This is a genomic window from Methylotuvimicrobium buryatense 5G (assembly GCF_000341735.1).
Lineage (GTDB): Bacteria > Pseudomonadota > Gammaproteobacteria > Methylococcales > Methylomonadaceae > Methylotuvimicrobium > Methylotuvimicrobium buryatense.
Map to the genome: position 1 here is coordinate 2,707,008 of NZ_KB455575.1, position 23,120 is coordinate 2,730,127.

Sequence of the window (23,120 nt, forward strand, 5' to 3'; positions counted from 1 at the left end):
CTTGGATTTAGTCATAAATATACCCGTCGTAGATCAAAATTCGGCGCCTGGGTGTCCGCCAAAGGACGCCGTGAATACGTATGTAGGCTCTATGCCAGCACCATGCTGGCAAAGCCTTTGTCGGACACCCAGGCGCCTCCTCTAGCACTGCCCTAATTTGAAATGCGAAAGGTATAACATCGCGGATTCAAGAAGAATGAATACGCAAAGCCCGATTATTATTGACCAGACTGAAAACGGACAACCCTGCATTGAAATCAGGTTCAATAAAAAAACTTTATGGTTAAGCTTATTGCAAATCGCTGAACTGTTTGAACGGGACAAATCGGTAATTTCTCGGCACTTTAAAAACATTTTCGATGCCGGCGAACTCGATAAAATTTCTGTTGGCCGATAACAAAACCCTTTCATCGCATTTTGACCGAAGGCGTCTATGCGTTTTATACCGCCGTCGTCAACAGCGCCTGGGAATTGATCAGCAATTCCCAATTTGGAGATCAAAAAGGGTGTGGGGTATGCTTGGCGAGGATGTCGGCAGCGGGACAGATCTTTGCTCCTGCAAAATCTGCATTCACGCCATCCTTGGCGCTTAGCTGCCGCCAAGCCCCCATGGATGGGTTTACGGCGTTCCTCGACAGGCATACCCCACACCCTAAAATCGGCGAAACTGCTCAAACTGGGAATTGCTGGGGACTTGATACGGCAAGACAAACTACTGGGAACGCCTCGATCGATTGAACGATCTAGGAAAGTATTCGAGCTAAACTAAAAGTGATCGTCAATCGGGCTTTAGCGGCAATACGACTATCAACCGGATATGCAATTATTAGCGACCGAAACGATGTTGAAGCAGGCGTAAATGGTTGCGAATGAGCTGTGCGCGCCTTGATCTATTTTTGAGCATCTGAACATATACCCTCGTAGATCAAAATTCGGCACCAGGTTGCTCGTCAAAGGACGCCTTGAAACGGCTATGTAGACTCTATGCCAGCGCCATGCTGGCAAAGCCTTTGCCGAGCACCCCAGCGCCTCCTAAGGCAATGCCGAAATTTGAAGTACGAAAGCTATAAAAGTGTGGCAACGAACCTGGTTCATGCGGGAAAAGTGTCTATCATTCTCAATAGATCCACTAGAACAAGGTTTCATTTTTGAACATTTCCAACAAGCGCTCAATCTCCCCGGATGCTCCTGCCAAGGAATTAGGCGTTGATTGTTCCCAAAAGTCGAAGCTGCCGTCAAGGCTTTCTATATCTTCATCGCTAACTTTATTAAAGCCCATCGTCCAATCTGAAAAAGCACGCTCTTTAATTTGCTTCTTGTAAATTAACGATACCTTTTGGTGCCTTGAATCTTCTTTAATGCGGTTAAACGAGTCCAGCACGACTTTTTCCTCGCCTTCCAATATTTGAATAAAGAAAGGATCAAGGTGAAGCAACATGCCGGTAATATTTAATTTTTTATTTTTTTCTCTTGATTTTTTTAGCAAGGCTTTCAAGTCTTCATCGGACATTTCCTGACTTGAAACGCTGGTATAAACCAAACAATAAAGCGGCATTAACAATTCTCGCTACAACTTAACGCATCAAACAAGTGGCGAGTTTAACCCAGGAATCTTCTCATTGCCAGGCATTCCCTTATTTAAAGTATGGATTGGTGTCTCAAAATCATTGACATATGCCGCTACCGCCCACGGTCCTCTGTGGGCTTCATACCTTTGTTGCCGAGAAAAGCTCGGCATGCATTCCTATGCTGGAGCGCGGGGGCGAGGAAACTTATACCGAACGCCATCCTTGGCGTTCGCATGTGTTTTCGACGCTTAAACTTCGTGATAGATAGCCGCGCCTTCTTCAAGAAACTCCTTGGATTTTTCTTCCATTCCCAATAAAAGGGCCTCCTCTTCTTTCACTCCTTTTTGAGCCGCGTAGTCGCGCACATCCTGACTGATTTTCATCGAACAAAAATGCGGTCCGCACATCGAACAGAAATGGGCAATCTTGGCCGACTGTTTCGGCAACGTTTCGTCATGGAACTCGCGCGCGCGCTCGGGATCAAGGCCTATGTTGAATTGATCTTCCCAGCGGAATTCGAAGCGGGCTTTCGACATTGCATTGTCGCGTGCTTGAGCGCCCGGATGCCCCTTAGCTAAATCAGCGGCGTGCGCGGCAATTTTGTAAGTCACGATACCTTCGCGGACATCCTGTTTGTTAGGCAAACCCAAATGTTCTTTTTGCGTAACGTAACATAGCATCGCACAACCGTACCAACCAATGTTCGCGGCACCGATCGCCGAGGTAATATGGTCGTAGCCTGGCGCGATATCGGTCGTTAGCGGTCCCAAGGTATAGAATGGGGCTTCATGACAGTCCTCAAGCTGTTTTTCCATATTGATCTTGACCATATGCAACGGCACATGGCCCGGCCCTTCGATCATCGTCTGTACGTCATGCTTCCATGCGACCTTAGTCAATTCGCCCAAGGTTTCCAATTCGGCGAACTGCGCTTCGTCGTTGGCGTCGTAAATCGACCCGGGGCGTAAACCGTCACCTAACGAAAAGGAAACATCGTAGGCTTTCATGATTTCGCAGATTTCCTCGAAGTTGGTATAGAGGAAGCTTTCGGTATGATGTGCCAAGCACCATTTGGCCATGATGGAACCGCCGCGAGACACAATCCCGGTCATACGTTTGGCGGTCAACGGCACATGCTGCAACCGCACGCCGGCATGTATCGTGAAATAATCGACACCTTGCTCGGCTTGCTCTATCAGCGTGTCGCGGTAAATTTCCCAAGTCAGCTCCTCTGCCTTGCCGTCAACTTTTTCCAGTGCCTGGTAAATCGGCACGGTACCGATCGGCACCGGCGAGTTACGCAAGATCCATTCGCGGGTTTCATGGATGTTCTTACCGGTCGACAAATCCATGATCGTGTCGCCGCCCCAGCGAATGCCCCAAAGCATTTTTTCGACCTCTTCCTCTATCGACGAAGTTACCGCCGAATTACCGAGGTTGCCATTGATCTTGACCAGGAAATTGCGTCCAATAATCATCGGCTCCAATTCCGGGTGGTTGATATTGGCTGGAATGATCGCCCGACCGCGCGCCACTTCGTCACGTACGAATTCCGGCGTAATCACATCGGGAATCGATGCACCGAAGGATTGACCTGGATGCTGGTCTTTCCATAGATCGCGCATTTCTTCCATTTTTTGGTTTTCGCGGATTGCGATGTACTCCATCTCCGGCGTAATGATGCCTTTTCTCGCATAATGCATCTGCGACACATTCGCACCGGCCTTGGCTCGTCTTGGCTGACGAATAAGCTCGAAACGCAAATGCGCGGTTTCGGGGTCATTCAATCTCTCATGTCCGAATTTTGATGTCGGGCCTGACAACAACTCGGTATCTCCACGCTCCTCAATCCAAGCGGAACGCACCACCGGCAGGCCTTTTCTTAAATCGACCGAGACCTTAGGGTCGGTATAGACACCTGAAGTATCGTAGACGTAAAGGGGGGTATTTTTTTCAGCGCCGAAATGCGCGGGGGTATCGGATAAAGTAATCTTCCGCATCGGGACTTTAATATCAGGCCGACTGCCTTGTATATACACTTTTTCCGATGCCGGATATGGATCGATTTTGACACTACTGACAGTAGTCGAAGGAATTTCTTGGCGGACTGCGCTCACGCTTTTCTCCTGAAATATTATCATCGAGGCGCAGGGAAGTTGGCTTCCCTACGCCGGTATTAGCCGGAGTCAGGTTCAAAGGGTTTTTCTCAGCCCCAATTCGCATCGGAGCACCCCTAGCCTTACGGTATGACGCCTAAACTAAAGGATAATTATCAAGATTGCAAGCCTGAAAAGTTCAACATAAAAACGAAATTTCCTTTTTATTAACAAGGTTTGAATTCAACCCGCATCCGGTTTAGATGATTATACCCTTTGCTGGTCAAATTTCGGCGCCGGGGGGGGCGTCAAAGGACGCCGTGAATACGTCCATTTAGGCTCTGTGACAGCATCAAGCCTTTGCCGAACACCCCGGCGCCTCCATGCGTCAATGCCGAAATTTGAAGTGTGATGGGTATAATTACATTTTGAAAAGCAGCAATGCCTCAACCAATAGGATAAAATGCACACTTTCTTTTGTTACGAAAACATTACATGGATCTTAACGACCTCAATCAAATCAACAAAGCCAGTTCGTCGGCTCGCAAAGACTTGATCCGCCTTAGCCTAGGCCTCGCTTTTATCCTCTTGGTTGTTCTCTATTTGATTAATAAAGAACACGTCCAAGGACATTTAATGCTGGTTATCGCCGCTGTTTTCGGCAGTTATATGGCATTGAACATCGGCGCTAACGATGTCGCCAATAATGTCGGCCCAGCAGTCGGCTCGAAAGCGCTAACAATGACCGGCGCCATTGCCATTGCCGCTATTTTCGAGGCATCCGGCACGCTAATAGCCGGCGGAGACGTGGTCACGACCATCAAGGACGGTATCATCAATCCTCAAATGATTCGCGACTCCGATACCTTTATCTGGTTAATGATGGCGGCACTGCTGGCTGCGGCGATTTGGTTGAACGTGGCGACCTCGCTCAATGCGCCGGTTTCGACGACCCATTCTATAGTCGGAGGCGTGCTAGGCGCAGGAGTCGCCGCCGGCGGACTTGAAATCGCCAATTGGCCGGTCATGGGAAAAATCGCAGCCAGCTGGGTCATTTCGCCGGTTTTGGGCGGCCTGTTCTCGGCCGGTTTTTTATATGTGGTCAAGCGAAAAATCACTTATCAACCGAATATGCTCATAGCGGCGCAAAAGGTCGTCCCGGTATTGATCGCATTGATGACCTGGGCTTTTTCGACCTATTTGATCATGAAAGGTCTGAAGCAAATCATTAAAATCGATTTCCCGATCGCCGCCTCGATCAGCCTCATTTTCGCCATTGTTATTTTTCTTATCGTCAAACCGCGTATTGTTAAAGCCTCTATTCATCTTGAGCCAAGCAAATCCAGCGTGAATAATTTATTCACGCTACCCTTGATATTTTCGGCCGCACTATTGAGTTTCGCGCATGGCGCCAACGATGTCGCCAACGCGGTCGGCCCCCTCGCGGCTATCAACGATGCCATTTTTCAGCAAGGCGTCAGCGATAAAGCCCATATTCCACTTTGGATCATGATACTTGGTGCCGCCGGCTTATCGATAGGTCTTGCCTTATACGGCCCTAAATTGATTCGCACCGTAGGCAGCGAAATTACCGAACTCGATAAAATGCGCGCATTTTGCATAGCGATGTCGGCTGCCATTACCGTAATATTCGCCAGCCAGATGGGGCTTCCCATTAGCTCCACCCATACTGCGGTTGGCGCGGTATTCGGCGTCGGTTTTTTACGGGAATATTTAAAACACAGCAACGCCAAAAGAATGGAAGAAATCCGCGCTCACCACGAGCATAACGACCCTGAAAAAATCGCCGAATTTTTGAATGCCTTTAAAAAAGCATCCATCGCCAAAAAAGGGCAAATGCTCAAGGAGCTTAAACGACAAGCCAAACTACAAATCGACACCAGCTTACTCACTAAAAAAGAACGTAAATCGTTAAAAAAAGTCTATCGTCAAGAACTTGTCAAACGCTCCCATCTCTATAAAATCGCCGCAGCATGGTTAGTTACCGTTCCTTTATCGGGAATGCTCGGCGGCTTATTGTTTTTTACGATCAGAGGAATCATGCTCCCTTAACACAACCACTGACCGGCGTTAGAGTAGACCTTGACGTCAAGTTTATATAGTTGTATTCGCAGAGTCCTATCCGGGAAGGTAGCCGTAACCTTGCCACCCCAAGCACTTTCATTTGCCGGGGCAATTGCCAGGCTTTCATGAACGTTGGGTTGTAAGCATCGATTTGAGGCTTTTTTACCGTGCACTTGATCACATTGCATAAAATTAAAATTAAAATTCTTGGAAAAATGCATTTTTTTGAAAGCAATGTTAAAATCCCCTCTGAAACCAGCGATTTAACAGCAGAGAGTACGGATGTCGACTGAGCCTCAGCACACACCTTATCAAAAACCTGCTCTGGAGTTTAAGAGCACTACATACTCAGTGCCTGTTCTTATTCCTTATACGCATGACCTGACTGTTATCGAGCATCAGCTTCAGCAAAAAATCAATCAAGCACCCGAGTTTTTCAGAAACTCACCGATACTCATCGACTTACAGGAACTGAATAAGCAATCGACTAGCCTAAACGTAGCCGAATGCATTGGCTTACTAAGGAAATTAGCGCTTCTTCCGATAGGTATTCGCGGCGGCCTAAATGATCAGAATGAAGCCGCGCTGGCATTAGATATTCCAAAAATTTCAGCCCAGCAAAATATTAGCCATCAAGAAACCGCTCAAAAACTCGAAAAAATAACACCTGAACCTGAATCTGAACCGGAGACACCGGAACAGCCCATTACTCGGCTTGTTACGCAACCGGTCCGCTCCGGCCAACGAGTTTACGCGCACGGCGACTTGATCGTGCTGGCCCAGGTCAGCGCAGGCGCCGAAATCATGGCCGAGGGTAATATTCATGTTTATGGGATTTTACGCGGCAGAGCATTAGCGGGGATTCAAGGTAATACCGAAGCCAGAATCTTTTGCTCTGATTTACAAGCCGAACTCATCTCCATTGCCGGCAATTATAAAATCAGCGAGGATTTGGATGAGTCGGTGCGCAACAAACCGGTCCAAATCTATCTCAATGATTTGGCGTTAATCATTCAGGATTTATAATTTTACGTCTCGTTGGAGGACAATCAGTTGGCTAGAATCATCGTCGTAACATCCGGAAAAGGCGGAGTCGGTAAGACAACAACCAGCGCGGCCATCGCTATGGGACTCGCTAAAAAAGGCCACAAAACAGCGGTTATCGATTTCGACGTAGGCTTGAGAAACCTTGACTTAATAATGGGCTGCGAGCGCCGTGTTGTCTATGACTTAGTTAATGTTATCAATGGCGAGGCAACGCTTAATCAGGCATTAATTCGCGACAAGCGTTGCAATCAACTGTATATATTGCCGGCTTCACAAACCCGCGACAAGGATGCATTAACCATCGAAGGCGTCGGCAAGGTTCTCGAAGAACTTGCCAAGGACTTCAAATATGTCGTTTGCGACTCGCCCGCCGGCATCGAAAAAGGCGCCACCCTTGCGATGTATTTCGCCGATGATGCCTTCGTCGTAACAAACCCGGAAGTTTCATCGGTCCGCGACTCAGACCGCATGCTCGGCATTTTGGCCAGCAAATCGAAACGAGCCGAAAACAACGAAGAGCCGATCAAAGAATATTTATTACTGACACGTTACTCTCCTGATCGCGTAAAATTAGGCGAAATGCTCAGTGTCGAAGACGTACAAGAAATCCTGTCCCTGCATCTATTAGGCGTCATACCGGAATCTAAATCGGTACTAAACGCATCAAACTCGGGCATTCCAGTCATTTTGGACGAAAAAAGCGATGCCGGCCAAGCCTATGACGATGTCGTTGCCCGTTATTTAGGCGAAGACAGACCGCATCGCTTTATCGATGAAGAGAAAAAGGGCCTTTTTGGAAAGCTGTTCAGGAGTAAATAATGAGTTTACTGAATTACTTTAGAACTACTAAGCCAAGTTCGGCATCCATTGCCAAGGAAAGATTGCAAATTTTGGTTGCGCACGAACGCTCCTCAAAAACGCAACCCTCTTATCTCCCTCAGCTGCAAAAGGAACTTCTCGAAGTGATTCGAAAGTATGTCAACGTCGAACAAGATGCGATATCGGTTAATTTTGAGCAAGACGACGACCAGGAAATTCTCGAACTCAATATCGTGCTACCCGACGAGCACGACAAGGTTTCTTAAACTAAATAAGGTGAAAAAAATGACTGATACGATTGGACAATCCGCCGGCAAAATCTGGCAATTTTTGAATGATAACGGTGCGACCAGCGTCAGCAAAATCTCTACCGAAACCGGGCTAAATAAGAATGATGTTCAGCGCGCGCTCGGCTGGCTTGCTAGAGAGGAAAAAATCAGCATAGAACTCAAAAACGGGCGTACCGAAAGCATTTCACTGATTGAATAAAAATTTAATTGCCAAATTATCGGCAACTACACATGTAACCGGCAGTCGCCTGTCGGTTTTTTTAAGGTTAAGTTCGCGTTAATAGTTGAAGCTATACTACACCGATGTCGAAACTTGAAGGCCTTTTTTAATGCAACTCCCTATGCCGAATAATGATATTGAGCGCTTGAGACTTATATTGCTTAGCCAATAAATCGGCCAAATATACCGAACGATGCTGCCCTCCGGTGCAACCGATAGCGATAGTCAAATAACTGCGCCCCTCTTCTTCGAAGCGAGGAATCCAGCGTTCGAGAAATGCGCTCACGTCTTGAAAATATTCCAGCACATTAGGTTCTCGGTCAAGAAATTCGATTATCGCTTGATCCTTACCGGTCAACCCCCTCAATTCAGGCACCCAATAAGGATTGGGCAGACATCTAACATCGAAAATAAAATCGGCATCGAGCGGTACTCCATGCTTGAAACCGAAGGATTGAAATTGAATGGAAATATGCCGAACATTGCGTTCACCGACCTGATCCCTAATTAGATCGCGCAATTGATGATAATGCGTGCGACTGGTATCGATCACAAAATCCGCGAGCCGCGCTATCGGTTTGAGTATTTCTTTTTCGATAACCAGCGCTTCTTTAAGCGGCAAATTATAGTCGGTCAAAGGATGCCGACGCCGAGTCTCGCTGTAACGCTTTAATAATACCGCCTCTTCGGCCTGCATGAACATCACCTCACACTCGATCCCCTTCGATCGAATCAGCTTGATTATGCTGGCAAAATTCAACAAACTATCGCTTTGATTACGAGCATCGATGCCGATCGCCGTTTTTTCATAGGTTTTCCTATCGGCTAACATGACATCATTGATAAAGTCCTCGAGCAAGGTCACCGGCAAGTTATCGATACAATAAAACCCGCAATCCTCCAGGGTGGTTAAAGCAATACTTTTGCCGGACCCGGAAAGCCCGCTAACGATAAGCAATTTCATGATAAAAGTTCTAACGAACTGTTTTGTTGGTCGCGAAGGCACCGGAATATCTTCCCGCGCCCTCGTTGTTAAATCGTTGAAGGCAATCTTTCAACTAGCGATGACTGCCGGTTTTCTCTTTATGTTTGATGATTTGACGATCTAATTTATCAACTAATTTATCGATAGCAACATACATATCTTCCTGAGTATCCTCGGCGAATAATTTGGCGCCGCTGATTTGAACTGTCGCCTCCGCTTTTTGATTCAGTTTTTCGACCGTCAAAACGACGTGCACATCGGTAACATGATCAAAATGACGCTCGAGTTTTTCAAACTTCGACTCGACAAACGTTTTTAACGATTCCGTTACTTCGATGTGGTGGCCGGATACACTGATTTGCATGGAATAAACTCCTTATTGTTGGTGTGGTATAAATTCTACGTTATAAAAGACGCTTACGTTGACTGGATGAAGCAATATTCATCGCCTCACGATATTTGGCAATCGTTCTTCTTGCGACATTGATGCCTTTTTCTTTTAACAGATCGGCTATTTTACTATCACTGAGCGGTTTTGTTTGATTTTCGTTCTCGACCAACTCTTTAATCAACGCCCGAATAGCCGTAGAAGAACACTCGCCGCCCGTCGCAGTCGATACATGACTGGAGAAAAAATATTTAAATTCGACGATGCCGTTCGGCGTATGCATGTATTTTTGCGTGGTCACGCGTGATATCGTTGACTCATGCAATTGCAACTCTTCTGCGACATCGCGAAGGACCATCGGTTTCATCGAAATGGAACCGTGCTCCAAAAAATCCTGCTGCTTTCCAACAATACAGCGCGCCACCCGTAACAAAGTTTCGTTTCGACTATGCAAACTCTTGATAAACCAACGAGCTTCCTGTAGATGATCCTTCATGCAGGAATTATCCTTGCTGCTATCCGCGCGCTTGATCATGCTCGAATAAAACGGATTGATTCTGAGCTTCGGCGCGATATCGGGATTGAGTTCAACTTGCCACTGACCATTAATCTTGACCACATAAACATCGGGAATCACATATTCGGAGTCGGTATTTTCAATCCTCGTTCCGGGCTTTGGATCCAATGTTCTGATCAACGCAATCACCCTATTCAGCTGCGACTCGGTTAACCCAAGCTTGCGCATCAATTTGGCTTGATCTTGAGCCGCCAACAAACCTAAATAGCGACTTACCAACTCTATCGCTTCTTTTTTATACGGAATATCGTCGGATAATTGCTGTAATTGTAACAAGAGGCAATCGCTCAAATCCCTGGCGGCAACACCGGGAGGATCGAAATTTTGCACTTGATGCAACACCGCCTTAACTTCATCAAACTCGAGATCGTCCATTTGCTCCAACAATCCATGGAAAATATCTTCCAATGAACTGACTAAGTAACCGTCTTCATTGATCGAGTCTATGATCGTCTCAGCAATCTCATGATCTCGGTCGGAAAAGTGCGCCACGTCCAATTGCCACAACAAATGATCCAATAACGTTTCAGATTTGCTGCGTTGGCTTTCGAACTCAACCGACTCGCCTACCCCGCTGATAGCTGCCTGGGCATTGTCAAAAACATCTTCCCACGAAGTGTCGATAGGCAGCTCATCGGGTATGTCGGTTTGCGAACCTTCACTCGTAGCCTGATCGGAATATTCGGTTTTCTTGTCTACTGGCTCACGATCGGCAACGCCTGTGCCTTCATCATCGGCGACTTCCAACATCATATTCGATTCCAACGCGCTTTGGATTTCCTGCTGCAAATCGAGCGTCGAAAGTTGCAGCAGCTTTATCGCCTGCTGCAACTGTGGGGTCATCGTAAGCTGTTGACCAAGACGAAGTTGAAGTGACTGTTTCATCGTATAAGTTTGAACATTATTAATCCATGCATCAAGCGATCATTTTGGATGTTTTGGTCAGGAATATGATTCTCGAACAATATAGGGCGCGTTTCTGGCTCCCGGCTCTAATTCCCGCAGACCAATATAAACACCGTCGTTAACGACTCCAAAAAATATAGCAGCAATCGGTCTTGCACTTGCTTGAAGTATAACGCTAAAGGCTGAAGTTCTCACCCAAATAAACTTTTCTTACTTCTTGATTACGGACTATAGCCTCAGCATCGCCTTCAGCAATAACTTTACCTTCGTTAAGAATATAAGCACGGTCGCAAATCCCTAGAGTTTCCCTGACATTATGTTCGGTGATGACAACACCAATACCTCTATCCTTTAGATGAATAATAATCTGCTTGATATCCTCAACCGAAATCGGATCGACTCCGGCAAACGGTTCGTCAAGCAAGATAAATTTCGGCTCGCTGGCCAAAGCCCTAGCAATTTCGACTCTCCGACGCTCGCCACCCGACAAGCCGACGGCAATTTGATTACGCAAATGCTCGACATGAAACTCCGCCAGCAACTCCTCGATCATCAACTCAACCTGCCCTTTAGTCAAATCGGCGCGAATTTGCAGCACGGCCCGCAAATTATCGGCAACGCTCAACTTACGAAATACCGACGGCTCCTGAGGCAAATAGCCAAGCCCCATTTGCGCGCGAACATGCATCGGATAATGCGTGATCGGAAGATCGTCCAGCATTATTTCGCCGGCATCGGCCTTAACCAGACCGACCAGCATATAAAAGCTCGTGGTCTTACCTGCGCCGTTAGGCCCCAGCAATCCCACAATTTCCCCGGTATTAACGTTCAACGAAACGCCGTTGACGACATTACGTTTATTGTAGTGTTTAATCAATCCTTGAGCCGCCAGTTTCGTCATATTTTAATCATTTTTCCGTTTTAGGTTTTAATATGACGCGAACCCGTTTGGCATCGGATTCCTGGTCGCCCGCTTTGACAATCGAGTTTCGGCTGTCATAACGAATGATGTCGCTTGCATAGGTATTACCTTCTTGCCAAACCACGGCTTCCTTGATCAATATCAATAAATTCTGCTTGGGATAATATTCGCCGGTCAACGCCTTGCCGGTGATATCGCCGCCGCTATCGGGGGTTTGCTGAAAACGGGCGGGCTTTCCGGTCGCAACCAACTTATCGACATCGCCGTCTTTAAAATACACAACCAATTTATCAGACCAAACCTTAAGGCTACCCTGAGTAGAAATAACATTCCCGGTGTAAATACTGACCCCGGCATTATCGTCGTAGGTTGCCGCGTTCGAGTCGATATAAATCGGTTGATCGGCATCGCTTTTTAACGCTAGACCGGACGAACTGTAAGCGATTAAAATCGAAAAAACGACCCCGCAACAGGTTTTTTTATGGTTATTTTGTCTCATATTTCCCTCTAACCTTGGAAAACAACTCTATCCGTATAGGCGTACTGTAATAGAGCTTCATCCCTATACCTTCCGTCCTGTTCGGAGGACTGAGTAACTCAGCCCATTCATCGGTTTCCGCGTAATTAATCTCCGGCTGAACACGTAAATTCGAACTATTGATTTTCATCGCCCTCCCCCCCGGCCCTGCCTCTCTTGCAACGACAGCTTTTCCATTCATTAGAATAAGTTTCCTATCGCTCGAAACAATTCCGGTTTCCGATTGGATCACCCAAGGCGGAACATCCGGATTCATAATGGTCATAACCGGCCGCTGCAAGTGCGTGGTTCCATCATCATTATAGTGCGTCAAACTATCGGCAACCAGTTTGCTCTTGAGCCGTCCTGTAACATCCATCTCCCATTTAACATAGCCGGTACTGAAATAATCGACCGTATGAGGAGACTTCTCGAGCGCTATGACTTCTTCATCAACTGCCGTCAACTGCGATAACCACCAGCTTACGATCGCCAGCAACACACCATAAATATAGAGTCGAAGATTGCTTTCCGGCATGACTTAAGACAAATACCCTTCAAGAACGCCTGCAAAAGTCCCCTGCGCCTGCATGATTAAATCGCACACCTCCCTGACCGCACCTTGACCGCCCGGCAGAGTCGTACACCAGTGGGCGCGTTGCTTGACGGCAAAATTCGCGTCCTCGACGGCGATCGCCAAGCCAACTCGTGACATGATCGGTAAATCCAGCAAGTCGTCGCCAACATGCCCCGCTTGAACCGGATCGATAGCCAACGTTTGAATTAGCTCTTCAAAGGCCATAATTTTATTCTCATGACCTTGATAAACGTGCGTTATTCCGAGATTTTTCATCCGCAAAGCCACCGAATTCGATTTTCGCCCGGAAATCACGGCCACTTCGACGCCGGTTTGACGCAGTAATTTTATCCCGTGACCATCTCGGGCATGAAAACATTTATATTCAACGCCTTGGTTATCGAAAAACAAGCGGCCATCGGTCAGTACGCCGTCGACATCGAGAATCAGCAATTTCAGCCGGGCGGCTTTGGCCAATATGTTTTGCATTGTTAGGCTCCTGGTATTAGACAATTCCGGCATGGATCAAGTCATGCATACTCAATGCACCAACCGGCCTGTGAGACTCGTCATTAACGATCAAAGCATTGATTTTTTTTTGCTGCATGATCTGCATCGCTTCGGCAGCCAGAATATCGGCATCGATCGAGGTGAAGTTTCGAGTCATTGCTTCACCGATACGAGTACCATGTACATCGTGACTTTTTTCCAAAAATCGCCTCAAATCGCCATCGGTAAAGATGCCGGCACTCTTACCGAAGCGATCGACGATCACGGTCATACCCATTTTTTTCTCTGTCATTTCCAATAATGCTTCAGTAATCAAAGCCGTTTCCGGAACAATCGGAATTTCATTACCGGTATGCATGATATCGCTGACCATCAACAACAAACGCTTCCCTAAACTCCCCCCTGGATGCGATAACGCAAAATCATCCCGGGTAAATCCTTTTGCCTCCAGCAGAGAAACCGCAAGAGCATCGCCCATCACCAACGCCGCGGTCGTGCTGGAAGTCGGCGCCAACCCTAAAGGACAGGCCTCTTGACGAACACTAACATCGATATGCGCCGTGGCGAATTTCGCCAATGTGGATTCTCGATTGCCGGTCATCGCAATCAAAGGCACGCCTATACGTTTGATGATCGGTAAAATAGTAATGACTTCGCCGGTTTCTCCCGAGTTCGAGAGGGCTAAGACTACATCCTGAGAAGTTATCATGCCTAAATCTCCATGACTAGCCTCACCGGGATGCACAAAAAAAGCCGGCGTTCCGGTACTCGCCAAAGTGGCGGCAATTTTACCGGCAATATGGCCGGATTTGCCCATGCCGGTCACAACGACTCGCCCTTTGCAATTAAACATTAAACGGCAAGCCGAAATAAAATCGTCATCGATCCGTTCCGCCAAGGCAGTAATGGCTTCGCCCTCGACCTGAATAACCGCCAAGGCCAGTTTTCGCAACTCGGGTTCGTGAATCATCATATTATTTGCTCTAACTGTTATGCGCTCTAACCTGCGATTGTACTTTTAAATACCAGCCATTGATAAGCGCTGTAGCTTGATAACAAAAACAGCCCCTCCCATCGATTGATTCTTCCCGATTTGAAAAAACCGAATCCGAATACAAAAAGCACCAATGTCGATGCCAACATCATCGGAAAATCCCGAAACAAAACACTCTCATTTACAGGCCCTGGGGCAATCAATCCCGGCAACGAGTAAACTGCCAGCAAATTATACATATTCGAACCAATCACATTGCCGACCGCCATATCAGCCTGACGCTTTAATACGCTTGCCGCTGATGCCGCTAATTCCGGCAAACTAGTTCCCATAGCGACTAGTGTCAAGCCTATAACCAAATCGCTGACACCTATCGTATTCGCAATATTGACTGATGCCCACACCAATAGCCTCGCACTGATTAACAACCCCAATAAACTGATGATGGTAAAAAACCAAACCAAACTCATAGAATACTTCGGCAATGGCATTGCCACTGTATCGCTAAAACTGCCGTTTCTTGATTGATCAAGCCCATTTCGAATCAACCAAGCAATAAAAAATACCAGTCCGGCTAATAAAATAACACCGTCACTCAGCGTCAAACCGTCAAAAGCAAGGCCAAAGCACAATAAACTTGTTATTAATAAAAGCGGCAACTCCCGACTTAATAGTTTTGCCCGAAAAGTCAACGGCATGATTAGTGCGCAACAACCTAATATTAGCCCGATATTCGCGATATTCGACCCCAATGCATTGCCGACGGCAAGACCGGCATTGCTCTGCAATGACGCTAAAGCTGAAACTAATATTTCGGGAATTGAAGTTCCAAAACCGACCACAGTCAAACCGATTAATAATGTCGAAACGCCCCAATTTTGTGCAATTGCCGCCGCGCCATCGACAAAAGTATCCGCCGAATACACCATTAACGCCAGACTTGCAATCAAAACGATAGAATCGCACCACATAAGATATAAAGAGGGCAAAATTGGCGCATTATGACACGATTAAGCCGCCGCTGTCCTTAGCGTACTCACCTCTGTGAGCATAAACCATAAAATATTCGGCACCCTAAAGGTAGCTCATCGTTTATCAAGAAAGCGGTAAACAGTAAGCCGGCTGCAGAGAATCGTTTACAGAGGTATCTCGATCACATGACCTCCCGAGACTTTCGAAATCGCACTTTCCGATCCATTCCCTATTGTCCGCTCACTGTTTACTGTTTACTGCTCACACCTCACTAATAAATCCTGCAATTAGTTGACTTAACCTTCGCTTCTCGGCCAAAATACTCGGTTTAGATTTTCCGACAGGGTTATCATCAGGCATGGATAACAGCGATATCTCGGCCGACAGTTTAATATCCGTCCGTAACCTTTCATTCTCACGCGGCAACAGAAAAATATTCGACGATATTTCTCTCGATATTGCGCGCGGCAAAATTACCGCGATCATGGGCCCTAGCGGCACGGGTAAAACCACGCTGCTCAAATTGATTGGCGGACAGCTTTTCCCTGAACAAGGCTCTATCGTCGTCGACGGACTCGACGTCCATCAATTGCGACGCAAGGAATTATTCAATTTACGCAAACGCATCGGCATGCTGTTTCAAAGCGGCGCATTATTAACCGATATCAATGTCTACGACAATGTCGCGTTTCCGCTTCGCGAACACACGCATTTAACCGAGTCGATGATCCGTACCTTGGTATTAATGAAACTCCAGGCTGTCGGCCTGCGCGGCGCCCGAAACCTGATGCCGAACGAGCTATCCGGCGGCATGGCCAGACGCGTGGCACTCGCTCGTGCGATCGCGCTGGATCCGATGATGATCCTCTACGACGAACCGTTTACCGGACAAGATCCGATTTCGATGGGTGCACTCGTTCACTTGATCAAATCACTTAATACCACGTTAGGACTGACCAGCATCATCGTCTCCCACGACGTTGCTGAAACCTCGGCAATCGCAGATTATGTCTACGTTATTTCCGACGGAAAAATCGCGGGACAAGGCACCCCTAAGGAAATCGAAGTATCGGAATCGGCATGGGTTCAGCAATTTATGAAAGGTGATCCGGACGGTCCCGTGCATTTCCATTATCCTGCACCGAATTACATCGAAGACCTGCTGGTTTCCTCTCAACCAACTGCTCGAATTGCTGCTAAACAAGAAGCCATTAAAACAGACGAATCCTTGAACACTAGTGGATTGAAGAACGCTAAGGGATTGAAAAAAACGCCTTCCCGTAAACACGGACGTTCGCGCTATCGCCGCGAGGATTAACATGCTGCATTTTATACAACAATTGGGCTCATCGACCCGTACCGGTTTCGCCAAACTCGGCCGAGCCACATACTTCCTCGGGCACACGTTGACCGGTATTGTCGATGTTGCAAAAAGACCCAGGCTGCTGCTTAACCAACTTCATTCAGTCGGCGTGCTGACATTTTTGATCATAACGATATCCGGCCTTTTCGTCGGCATGGTCTTAGGGCTTCAGGGTTACAACATACTCTCGGATTTCGGCTCGGAGGAAGCGCTTGGCATTATGGTCGCAGCATCCCTAGTTAGAGAACTCGGACCTGTGGTTACCGCATTGCTGTTCGCCGGGCGCGCCGGTTCGGCACTGACTGCCGAAATCGGCCTGATGAAAGCGACCGAACAGTTATCCGGCATGGAAATGATGGCGGTCGACCCGGTCAACCGCATCATTTCACCACGTTTTTTCGCGGGTTTCCTGTCGATGCCCCTGTTGGCTGCGTTATTCAGCATGGTCGGCATTCTTGGCGGGCATATTGTCGGCGTCGGGTTGCTTGGCGTCGATGACGGCTCTTATTGGTCGCAAATGCAAGCGAACCTGGACTTTTATGACGACATCGTCAACGGCGTCATTAAAAGCATCGTTTTCGGCTTTGTCACTACCTGGATCGCATTATTCGAAGGTTACGATTCCGTACCGACCGCCGAAGGGGTTAGCCGCGCAACGACACGCACCGTAGTCAACTCCGCATTCGCCATACTCGGCCTGGACTTTATTTTAACCGCCATGATGTTTGGAGACATTTAGCATGCAGCATACCCGCACCCAGGATACATTGGTCGGACTGTTCGTCGCGGCCGGTATCGTCGCCCTATTTTTTCTATCCTTGCAAGTCAGCAATATACGATCCTTCATGCCCGCGGATACTTATGTCATTACCGCGCGTTTTAGCAATTCAGGCGGCCTTAAAGTAAAATCTCCGGTCTCGGTCGCGGGCGTAAGAATCGGTCGCGTTAGCAACATTTATATCGATAAAGAGACTTACGAATCGGTCGTTGAAATGAGCATCGAATCGAAATACGACACTTTACCCGATGACACCTCGGCCACGATCTATACCGCGGGGCTTTTAGGCGAACAATACATCAACCTCGATCCAGGCGGCTCTTTCGATTATCTAAAAAACGGCGGCCGGATTGAAATCACGCAGTCCGCAATCGTTCTGGAGGAAGTGATAGGCCGATTCTTGTTCCAAAAAGCGGAAGAATAAACGGTGAGCGCGATCAATATCACCCAACAAAGCCCCGGCATATTTTCTGTAGCAGGCGATCTAACCTTCGTCAGCATCGACAAAAAAACCGTCGAATCGTTAGCATTTTTAAAGTCAGCGCATTCGGTAACCATCGATCTTGCGCAGGTAACGAATACCGACAGCGGCGGCTTGGCATTATTAATCGAGTGGATTAAATTCGCCCGCGGCAACCGGGTTGAACTTAAATTCCGAAATATCCCCGAACAACTTTTGACACTGGCAAAATTAAGCGGTCTGGAAACAACCGAATACTTTGCCGCCGCCCTGCCCGAATAGGCGATTAACCTGCTATATGAGAACACACAGTCCATGGATAAATTACTGATCAAAGGCGGGGTTCGACTCTCCGGAGAACTGCGCATTTCCGGCGCTAAAAACGCAGCCCTGCCGATCATGGCCGCCACGCTGCTTGCCGACCAACCGGTTAACCTTGGCAATATCCCTCATTTGCATGACATCACCACCACGATGGAATTGCTCGGGCGCATGGGCGTCCAATTGATGGTCGATGAAAAAATGAATATTGAAATCGACAGCCGTTCGATTACCAATTTCGAGGCCCCCTACGAACTGGTTAGAACGATGCGGGCATCGATTTTGGTGCTCGGCCCCCTGCTGTCAAGGTTCGGCGAGGCACATGTCTCGCTTCCCGGGGGATGTGCGATTGGTACGCGTCCGGTCGATATACACCTGGACGGTCTTGCCAAAATGGGCGCCGACATAAAAGTCGAAGCCGGTTTTATTCATGCCAAAGTCGATCGTCTAAAAGGCTGCCGACTGGTACTCGAGCAAGTCACCGTGACCGGCACTGAAAACTTATTGATGGCGGCAACGCTAGCCGAGGGTACGACGATTATCGAAAATGCGGCGAGAGAACCCGAAGTTTCCGACCTTGCTCACTTTTTGAATGCGCTGGGCGCACGCATTAAGGGTATCGGCACCGATATCCTTGAAATCGAAGGCGTCGATAGACTGGGTAAAAAAGACCTTCACTACACCATCATGCCGGACCGTATCGAAACCGGCACTTACCTGATCGCTGCCGCCATTACCGGCGGCAAAGTGAAATTAAAAAGCACCCGTACAGACATTCTTGACGCCGTACTTGCCAAGCTAACCGAAGCCGGCGCCGAAATCACTTCAGGTCCCGACTGGATCGCATTGGACATGCACGGCAAACGGCCGAAAGCCGTCTCTGTGCGCACGGCACCTTATCCGGCATTTCCAACCGATATGCAGGCGCAATTCACCGCGATGAATACGATTGCCGAAGGCGTCGGCATCGTGACCGAAACGATCTTCGAAAACCGTTACATGCATATCCAAGAAATGCAGCGCATGGGCGCCAATATCAAATTGGAATCCAATACTGCAATTTGCACCGGCGTCGACAAACTAACCGGAGCCCCAGTCATGGCCACCGACCTGCGCGCATCGGCCGGCTTGGTCTTAGCCGCATTAGCCGCCGAAGGCGAAACTCTGGTCGACCGAATCTATCATATCGACCGTGGCTACGACCACATCGAAGAAAAATTGTCACAACTCGGCGCGATCATCCGCCGTGTCCCAAGCTAAGGTTTCAACATGTTAACAATCGCCGTATCGAAAGGCCGAATCTACGAAGAAGCACTACCCTTACTGGAAGAGGCCGGCATCCGCCCGGTCGACGACCCGAAAACCAGCCGCAAATTAATTTTACAAACGACCCGTGACGATGTGCAATTAGTCATCATTCGTGCCACCGATGTCCCGACCTTTGTCGAATACGGCGCAGCCGACATGGGTATCGCCGGCAAGGATGTCCTGCTCGAACACGGTGCAGAAAGCCTTTACGAGCCATTAGACTTGAATATTGCAACCTGCCGTCTGATGACAGCGGCCCATAAAGACGCGCCGGATATTACCCGCCGCGTGCGCGTTGCGACTAAGTATGTCAAAACCGCCAAGAAATATTTCGCGGAGTTGGGCATACAGGCCGACATCATCAAACTTTACGGCTCGATGGAACTTGCGCCATTGGTCGGTCTCGCCGACTGCATCGTCGACTTGGTCGATACCGGCAACACTCTAAAAGCCAACGGACTCGAGCCGCGCGACTTGATAATGAACATCAGCTCGAGACTAGTCGTCAATAAAGCTGCAATGAAAATGAAACATCATGCCATTCAATCGCTGATCGACCAATTCGAAAAAACTTTGGCTAAGAGGTGACTTCATGACCGATTTTTCAATCAACCGTCTCGATACCGTCGACTCGGATTTCGAACGCCGACTGAAATCCCTGCTGGATTGGAACGAACAAGACGACTTCGAGATTCAAAAGCAGGTCTTAGACATCATTGCCGCCGTCAAAAAATCGGGCGATCAGGCCGTCATCGATTACACGAACCGCTTCGACCGACGCAGCATTCAGACAGCGAACGATCTGGAAATCAGCAAAGAATCGCTTAAAGCCGCCTGGGACAACCTACCAAGTGCTCAAGCCGAAGCCCTCGATACCGCCGCACGGCGAATTCGTGCTTATGCCGAAAAACAAACCATGACATCCTGGCAATTCAGCGAGGAAGACGGCACGCTACTCGGTCAAAAAATCACCCCGCTGGACCGAGTCGGCCTATATGTTCCGGGCGGCAAAGCCGCTTATCCGTCCTCGGTGCTGATGAATGCGATACCGGCTAAAGTTGCCGGCGTTCCTGAATTAATCATGGTCGTGCCGACGCCTCAAGGCGAAATCAATCAGTTAGTATTGGCGGCAGCTTATCTGGCCGGCGTCGACCGGGCTTTTTCAATAGGCGGCGCGCAAGCGGTCGCAGCGCTCGCATACGGCACCGAAACCGTCCCAGCCGTCTGCAAGATCGTCGGCCCCGGCAATATCTATGTTGCTACTGCGAAAAAAATGGTATTCGGTCAAGTCGGCATCGACATGATCGCGGGACCGTCTGAGATATTAATCATTTGCGACGGCCATACGGACCCGGACTGGATCGCGATGGACTTGTTTTCACAAGCCGAACACGACGAAAATGCGCAATCGATCTTATTATCCGACAGCGCCGATTATTTAGACGCCGTCGAGCGCAGCATCTTAAAATTATTGCCTGAAATGGAACGCGCAGAAGTCATTAAAGCCTCACTGTCCGGCCGTGGCGCACTCATCAAGACCGCCAACCTCGATGAAGCCGCCGAAATCGCCAATCGTATCGCACCGGAACATCTCGAACTTTCGGTTGCCGATCCAGACTCGCTGTGTGCGAAAATCCGCAATGCCGGCGCTATTTTCATGGGCCGCTATACCGCAGAAGCCTTAGGCGATTATTGCGCGGGACCTAATCATGTATTACCGACATCCGGCACGGCAAAGTTTTCATCGCCGCTCGGCGTCTACGACTTCCAAAAACGCTCGAGTCTAATCAATTGTTCGGAAGCCGGCGCCGATACGCTAGGCAAAACCGCCTCGATTTTAGCTCGCGGAGAAAGTTTAACCGCGCATGCTCGATCGGCGGAATATAGAATCAAATCGTAACGGCTCGGAATTGTCACATAGACCCCGTAGATCAAAATTCGGCGCCGAGGACCGTCAAAGGACGCCGTGAATACCTCCATGTAGGCTCTATGACAGCATCCATGCCGACCCCCTCACCTAGCGTTAGGTGAGGGATCGAGCACCCCGGCGCCTTCTTAGGTAATGCCGAAATTTGAAGCATGGAAGGTATAGATCCCCCGGATTCATATAATAATCCGGAGCAATCCGTTAGATCGACATTGCCCTGATTCTTTTATCGATTAACCGCGACAAGCCCCAGCCATCACCCTGAATACCGTTGACCCAACTCATGCCACAATCTCATTTTATTAGCTCTATTTTCCGTAAAGAAGTGCTGGATCTATCGGCCTATAAAGTCGCCGATGCCGGCGGACTGATCAAACTCGACGCAATGGAAAATCCTTATCGCTGGCCGGAACCGGTCATAAAAGAATGGCTCGACGTTATCAAAGAGGCCGAAATCAATCGCTACCCGGACCCCGAAGCACGAAGGCTAAGCGCTACCCTGAAAAAAATCGATGGTATTTCCGGGGACTTAGAGATACTGCTCGGCAATGGCTCGGACGAAATCATACAATTATTACTAATGGCCTTGCCGACACACGCAAAAGTACTATCGCCATCGCCGGGCTTCGTAATGTATCGGCAACTGAGCAGGTGCCTTGGGCTCGATTATATCGACATTCCGCTACAATCCAGTGATTTCGACCTGGACTTGCCGGCCATGCTAGAGGCAATCGACAAACACCAGCCTTCACTTATTTTTCTGGCCTACCCGAATAACCCCACCGGCAACCTGTTCAGCGAAACTTCTATTAGAAAAATCATCGACGCCGCACCGGGACTGGTCATTGTTGACGAAGCCTATGCGCCATTCACCGATCAAAGCTTTATCGACGTACTCGGCGAATATAGTAACTTGCTAGTGATGCGCACTCTCTCGAAACTCGGTTTGGCCGGACTTCGTCTTGGCTACATAATCGGAGAAGCCGCTATTATCGGTGAATTAAACAAAATCAGACTGCCTTACAACATCAATACATTGACTCAAATAACGGCCGAATTCGCGCTGAACAACAGCGACTTATTCAAGCAACAAACCTCACAAATTCGAAGTGAAAGAAGCCGGGTATTGCATGAACTACGTTTAATCGATGGCCTCGACACCTACCCGAGCGAAGCTAACTTCATTCTATTTAGAACGCAGCCCGATAAAGCCGTAGCGCTCTTCGAAATACTCAAGAGTAAAGGTATCTTAATCAAAAACCTGTCGCCTCAAGGCGGCCTCTTACGGGATTGCCTACGCGTCACGATCGGAACGCCCGATGAAAATGACGCCTTTTTACAAGCGTTATCGTCAAGCTCCGAACAACTAAGGGTTTCGTGACAAATATACCTTTTGCACTTCAAATTTCGGCAGTGCCAGAGGAGGCGCCTGGGTGTCCGATAAAGGCTTTGCCTACATATACGTATTCACGGCGTCCTTTAGCGGACAC

The 23,120-nt window shown here is 48.3% G+C and carries 24 protein-coding genes, 1 pseudogene and 1 riboswitch; of the genes and pseudogenes, 14 read left to right on the forward strand and 11 right to left on the reverse strand.

Annotated elements, in window-relative coordinates:
- Nucleotides 1–196: 196 nt before the first annotated feature.
- Nucleotides 197–397 carry a hypothetical protein gene (locus tag METBU_RS0112095; RefSeq protein ID WP_017840875.1) on the forward strand — a complete coding sequence of 67 codons (201 nt, stop codon included), beginning with the start codon at nt 197–199 and terminating at the stop codon, nt 395–397.
- Nucleotides 398–1,129: 732 nt separating this feature from the next.
- Here the strand turns inward: METBU_RS0112095 and METBU_RS0112105 are convergent.
- A complete protein-coding gene (locus tag METBU_RS0112105; RefSeq protein ID WP_017840877.1) occupies nt 1,130–1,555 on the reverse strand; it encodes a BLUF domain-containing protein in 426 nt (141 codons plus the stop codon).
- A gap of 261 nt (nt 1,556–1,816) precedes the next feature.
- Nucleotides 1,817–3,685 (reverse strand): phosphomethylpyrimidine synthase ThiC, encoded by a 1,869-nt coding sequence (gene thiC / locus METBU_RS0112110; protein WP_017840878.1) that lies wholly within the window; start codon nt 3,683–3,685, stop codon nt 1,817–1,819.
- A gap of 28 nt (nt 3,686–3,713) precedes the next feature.
- Nucleotides 3,714–3,813, reverse strand: a riboswitch (TPP riboswitch).
- Between the two features lie 346 nt (nt 3,814–4,159).
- Between thiC and METBU_RS0112115 the strand changes: the two genes are divergently transcribed.
- From METBU_RS0112115 to METBU_RS0112140, 5 genes are all read left to right on the forward strand, one after another.
- Complete coding sequence (locus tag METBU_RS0112115) at nt 4,160–5,737, forward strand: inorganic phosphate transporter (protein WP_017840879.1); 1,578 nt, start codon at nt 4,160–4,162, stop codon at nt 5,735–5,737.
- 294 nt (nt 5,738–6,031) lie between these two features.
- Entirely contained in the window at nt 6,032–6,775 is a 744-nt protein-coding gene (gene minC, locus METBU_RS0112125) for a septum site-determining protein MinC (protein ID WP_026130191.1), read from the forward strand.
- Between the two features lie 27 nt (nt 6,776–6,802).
- Entirely contained in the window at nt 6,803–7,615 is an 813-nt protein-coding gene (minD, locus tag METBU_RS0112130) for a septum site-determining protein MinD (protein WP_026130192.1), read from the forward strand.
- Nucleotides 7,615–7,881: a cell division topological specificity factor MinE gene (gene minE, locus METBU_RS0112135; protein ID WP_017840883.1), complete on the forward strand. Its 267-nt coding sequence runs from the start codon at nt 7,615–7,617 to the stop codon at nt 7,879–7,881. Before minD ends, minE begins: the two co-directional genes overlap by 1 nt.
- Nucleotides 7,882–7,900: 19 nt before the next feature.
- On the forward strand, nt 7,901–8,104 hold the full coding sequence (locus METBU_RS0112140) for a winged helix-turn-helix domain-containing protein (protein WP_017840884.1): 204 nt from the start codon (nt 7,901–7,903) through the stop codon (nt 8,102–8,104).
- A gap of 127 nt (nt 8,105–8,231) precedes the next feature.
- Here the strand turns inward: METBU_RS0112140 and rapZ are convergent, their stop codons facing one another.
- From rapZ to METBU_RS0112185, 9 genes are all read right to left on the reverse strand, one after another.
- Nucleotides 8,232–9,089 (reverse strand): RNase adapter RapZ, encoded by an 858-nt coding sequence (gene rapZ, locus METBU_RS0112145; protein WP_017840885.1) that lies wholly within the window; start codon nt 9,087–9,089, stop codon nt 8,232–8,234.
- Nucleotides 9,090–9,183: 94 nt separating this feature from the next.
- A complete protein-coding gene (hpf, locus tag METBU_RS0112150) occupies nt 9,184–9,474 on the reverse strand; it encodes a ribosome hibernation-promoting factor, HPF/YfiA family (RefSeq protein WP_017840886.1) in 291 nt (96 codons plus the stop codon).
- A gap of 40 nt (nt 9,475–9,514) precedes the next feature.
- Nucleotides 9,515–10,960 (reverse strand): RNA polymerase factor sigma-54, encoded by a 1,446-nt coding sequence (locus tag METBU_RS0112155; RefSeq protein WP_017840887.1) that lies wholly within the window; start codon nt 10,958–10,960, stop codon nt 9,515–9,517.
- 196 nt (nt 10,961–11,156) lie between these two features.
- The gene (gene lptB / locus METBU_RS0112160; RefSeq protein ID WP_017840888.1) at nt 11,157–11,882 is read right to left on the reverse strand and encodes an LPS export ABC transporter ATP-binding protein; all 726 of its coding nucleotides are present in this window, start codon (nt 11,880–11,882) and stop codon (nt 11,157–11,159) included.
- A gap of 7 nt (nt 11,883–11,889) precedes the next feature.
- Nucleotides 11,890–12,402, reverse strand: coding sequence for a lipopolysaccharide transport periplasmic protein LptA (lptA, locus tag METBU_RS0112165; RefSeq protein WP_017840889.1), 513 nt, complete (start codon nt 12,400–12,402; stop codon nt 11,890–11,892).
- A complete protein-coding gene (gene lptC / locus METBU_RS0112170) occupies nt 12,389–12,958 on the reverse strand; it encodes an LPS export ABC transporter periplasmic protein LptC (RefSeq protein ID WP_017840890.1) in 570 nt (189 codons plus the stop codon). The genes lptA and lptC overlap by 14 nt, the downstream gene beginning before the upstream one ends.
- Before the next feature lie 3 nt (nt 12,959–12,961).
- Complete coding sequence (kdsC, locus tag METBU_RS0112175; RefSeq protein ID WP_017840891.1) at nt 12,962–13,486, reverse strand: 3-deoxy-manno-octulosonate-8-phosphatase KdsC; 525 nt, start codon at nt 13,484–13,486, stop codon at nt 12,962–12,964.
- A 16-nt stretch (nt 13,487–13,502) separates the two neighbouring features.
- Nucleotides 13,503–14,480 (reverse strand): KpsF/GutQ family sugar-phosphate isomerase, encoded by a 978-nt coding sequence (locus METBU_RS0112180; RefSeq protein ID WP_017840892.1) that lies wholly within the window; start codon nt 14,478–14,480, stop codon nt 13,503–13,505.
- Between the two features lie 26 nt (nt 14,481–14,506).
- Nucleotides 14,507–15,472 carry a calcium/sodium antiporter gene (locus METBU_RS0112185; RefSeq protein WP_017840893.1) on the reverse strand — a complete coding sequence of 322 codons (966 nt, stop codon included), beginning with the start codon at nt 15,470–15,472 and terminating at the stop codon, nt 14,507–14,509.
- Between the two features lie 359 nt (nt 15,473–15,831).
- Between METBU_RS0112185 and METBU_RS0112190 the strand changes: the two are divergent.
- From METBU_RS0112190 to hisC, 8 genes and pseudogenes are all read left to right on the forward strand, one after another.
- Nucleotides 15,832–16,638 (forward strand): annotated as a pseudogene (locus METBU_RS0112190) (ABC transporter ATP-binding protein); the annotation flags it as partial.
- 154 nt (nt 16,639–16,792) lie between these two features.
- On the forward strand, nt 16,793–17,575 hold the full coding sequence (gene mlaE / locus METBU_RS0112195) for a lipid asymmetry maintenance ABC transporter permease subunit MlaE (protein ID WP_017840895.1): 783 nt from the start codon (nt 16,793–16,795) through the stop codon (nt 17,573–17,575).
- Nucleotide 17,576: 1 nt separating this feature from the next.
- Nucleotides 17,577–18,038, forward strand: coding sequence for an outer membrane lipid asymmetry maintenance protein MlaD (gene mlaD, locus METBU_RS0112200; RefSeq protein WP_014147141.1), 462 nt, complete (start codon nt 17,577–17,579; stop codon nt 18,036–18,038).
- Between the two features lie 3 nt (nt 18,039–18,041).
- Nucleotides 18,042–18,356 (forward strand): STAS domain-containing protein, encoded by a 315-nt coding sequence (locus METBU_RS0112205; protein WP_017840896.1) that lies wholly within the window; start codon nt 18,042–18,044, stop codon nt 18,354–18,356.
- Nucleotides 18,357–18,389: 33 nt separating this feature from the next.
- On the forward strand, nt 18,390–19,655 hold the full coding sequence (murA, locus tag METBU_RS0112210) for a UDP-N-acetylglucosamine 1-carboxyvinyltransferase (RefSeq protein ID WP_017840897.1): 1,266 nt from the start codon (nt 18,390–18,392) through the stop codon (nt 19,653–19,655).
- A gap of 9 nt (nt 19,656–19,664) precedes the next feature.
- Nucleotides 19,665–20,291, forward strand: coding sequence for an ATP phosphoribosyltransferase (gene hisG / locus METBU_RS0112215; RefSeq protein WP_017840898.1), 627 nt, complete (start codon nt 19,665–19,667; stop codon nt 20,289–20,291).
- 4 nt (nt 20,292–20,295) lie between these two features.
- The gene (hisD, locus tag METBU_RS0112220) at nt 20,296–21,603 is read left to right on the forward strand and encodes a histidinol dehydrogenase (RefSeq protein ID WP_017840899.1); all 1,308 of its coding nucleotides are present in this window, start codon (nt 20,296–20,298) and stop codon (nt 21,601–21,603) included.
- A gap of 310 nt (nt 21,604–21,913) precedes the next feature.
- A complete protein-coding gene (gene hisC, locus METBU_RS0112230; RefSeq protein ID WP_017840900.1) occupies nt 21,914–23,011 on the forward strand; it encodes a histidinol-phosphate transaminase in 1,098 nt (365 codons plus the stop codon).
- Nucleotides 23,012–23,120 lie beyond the last annotated feature (109 nt).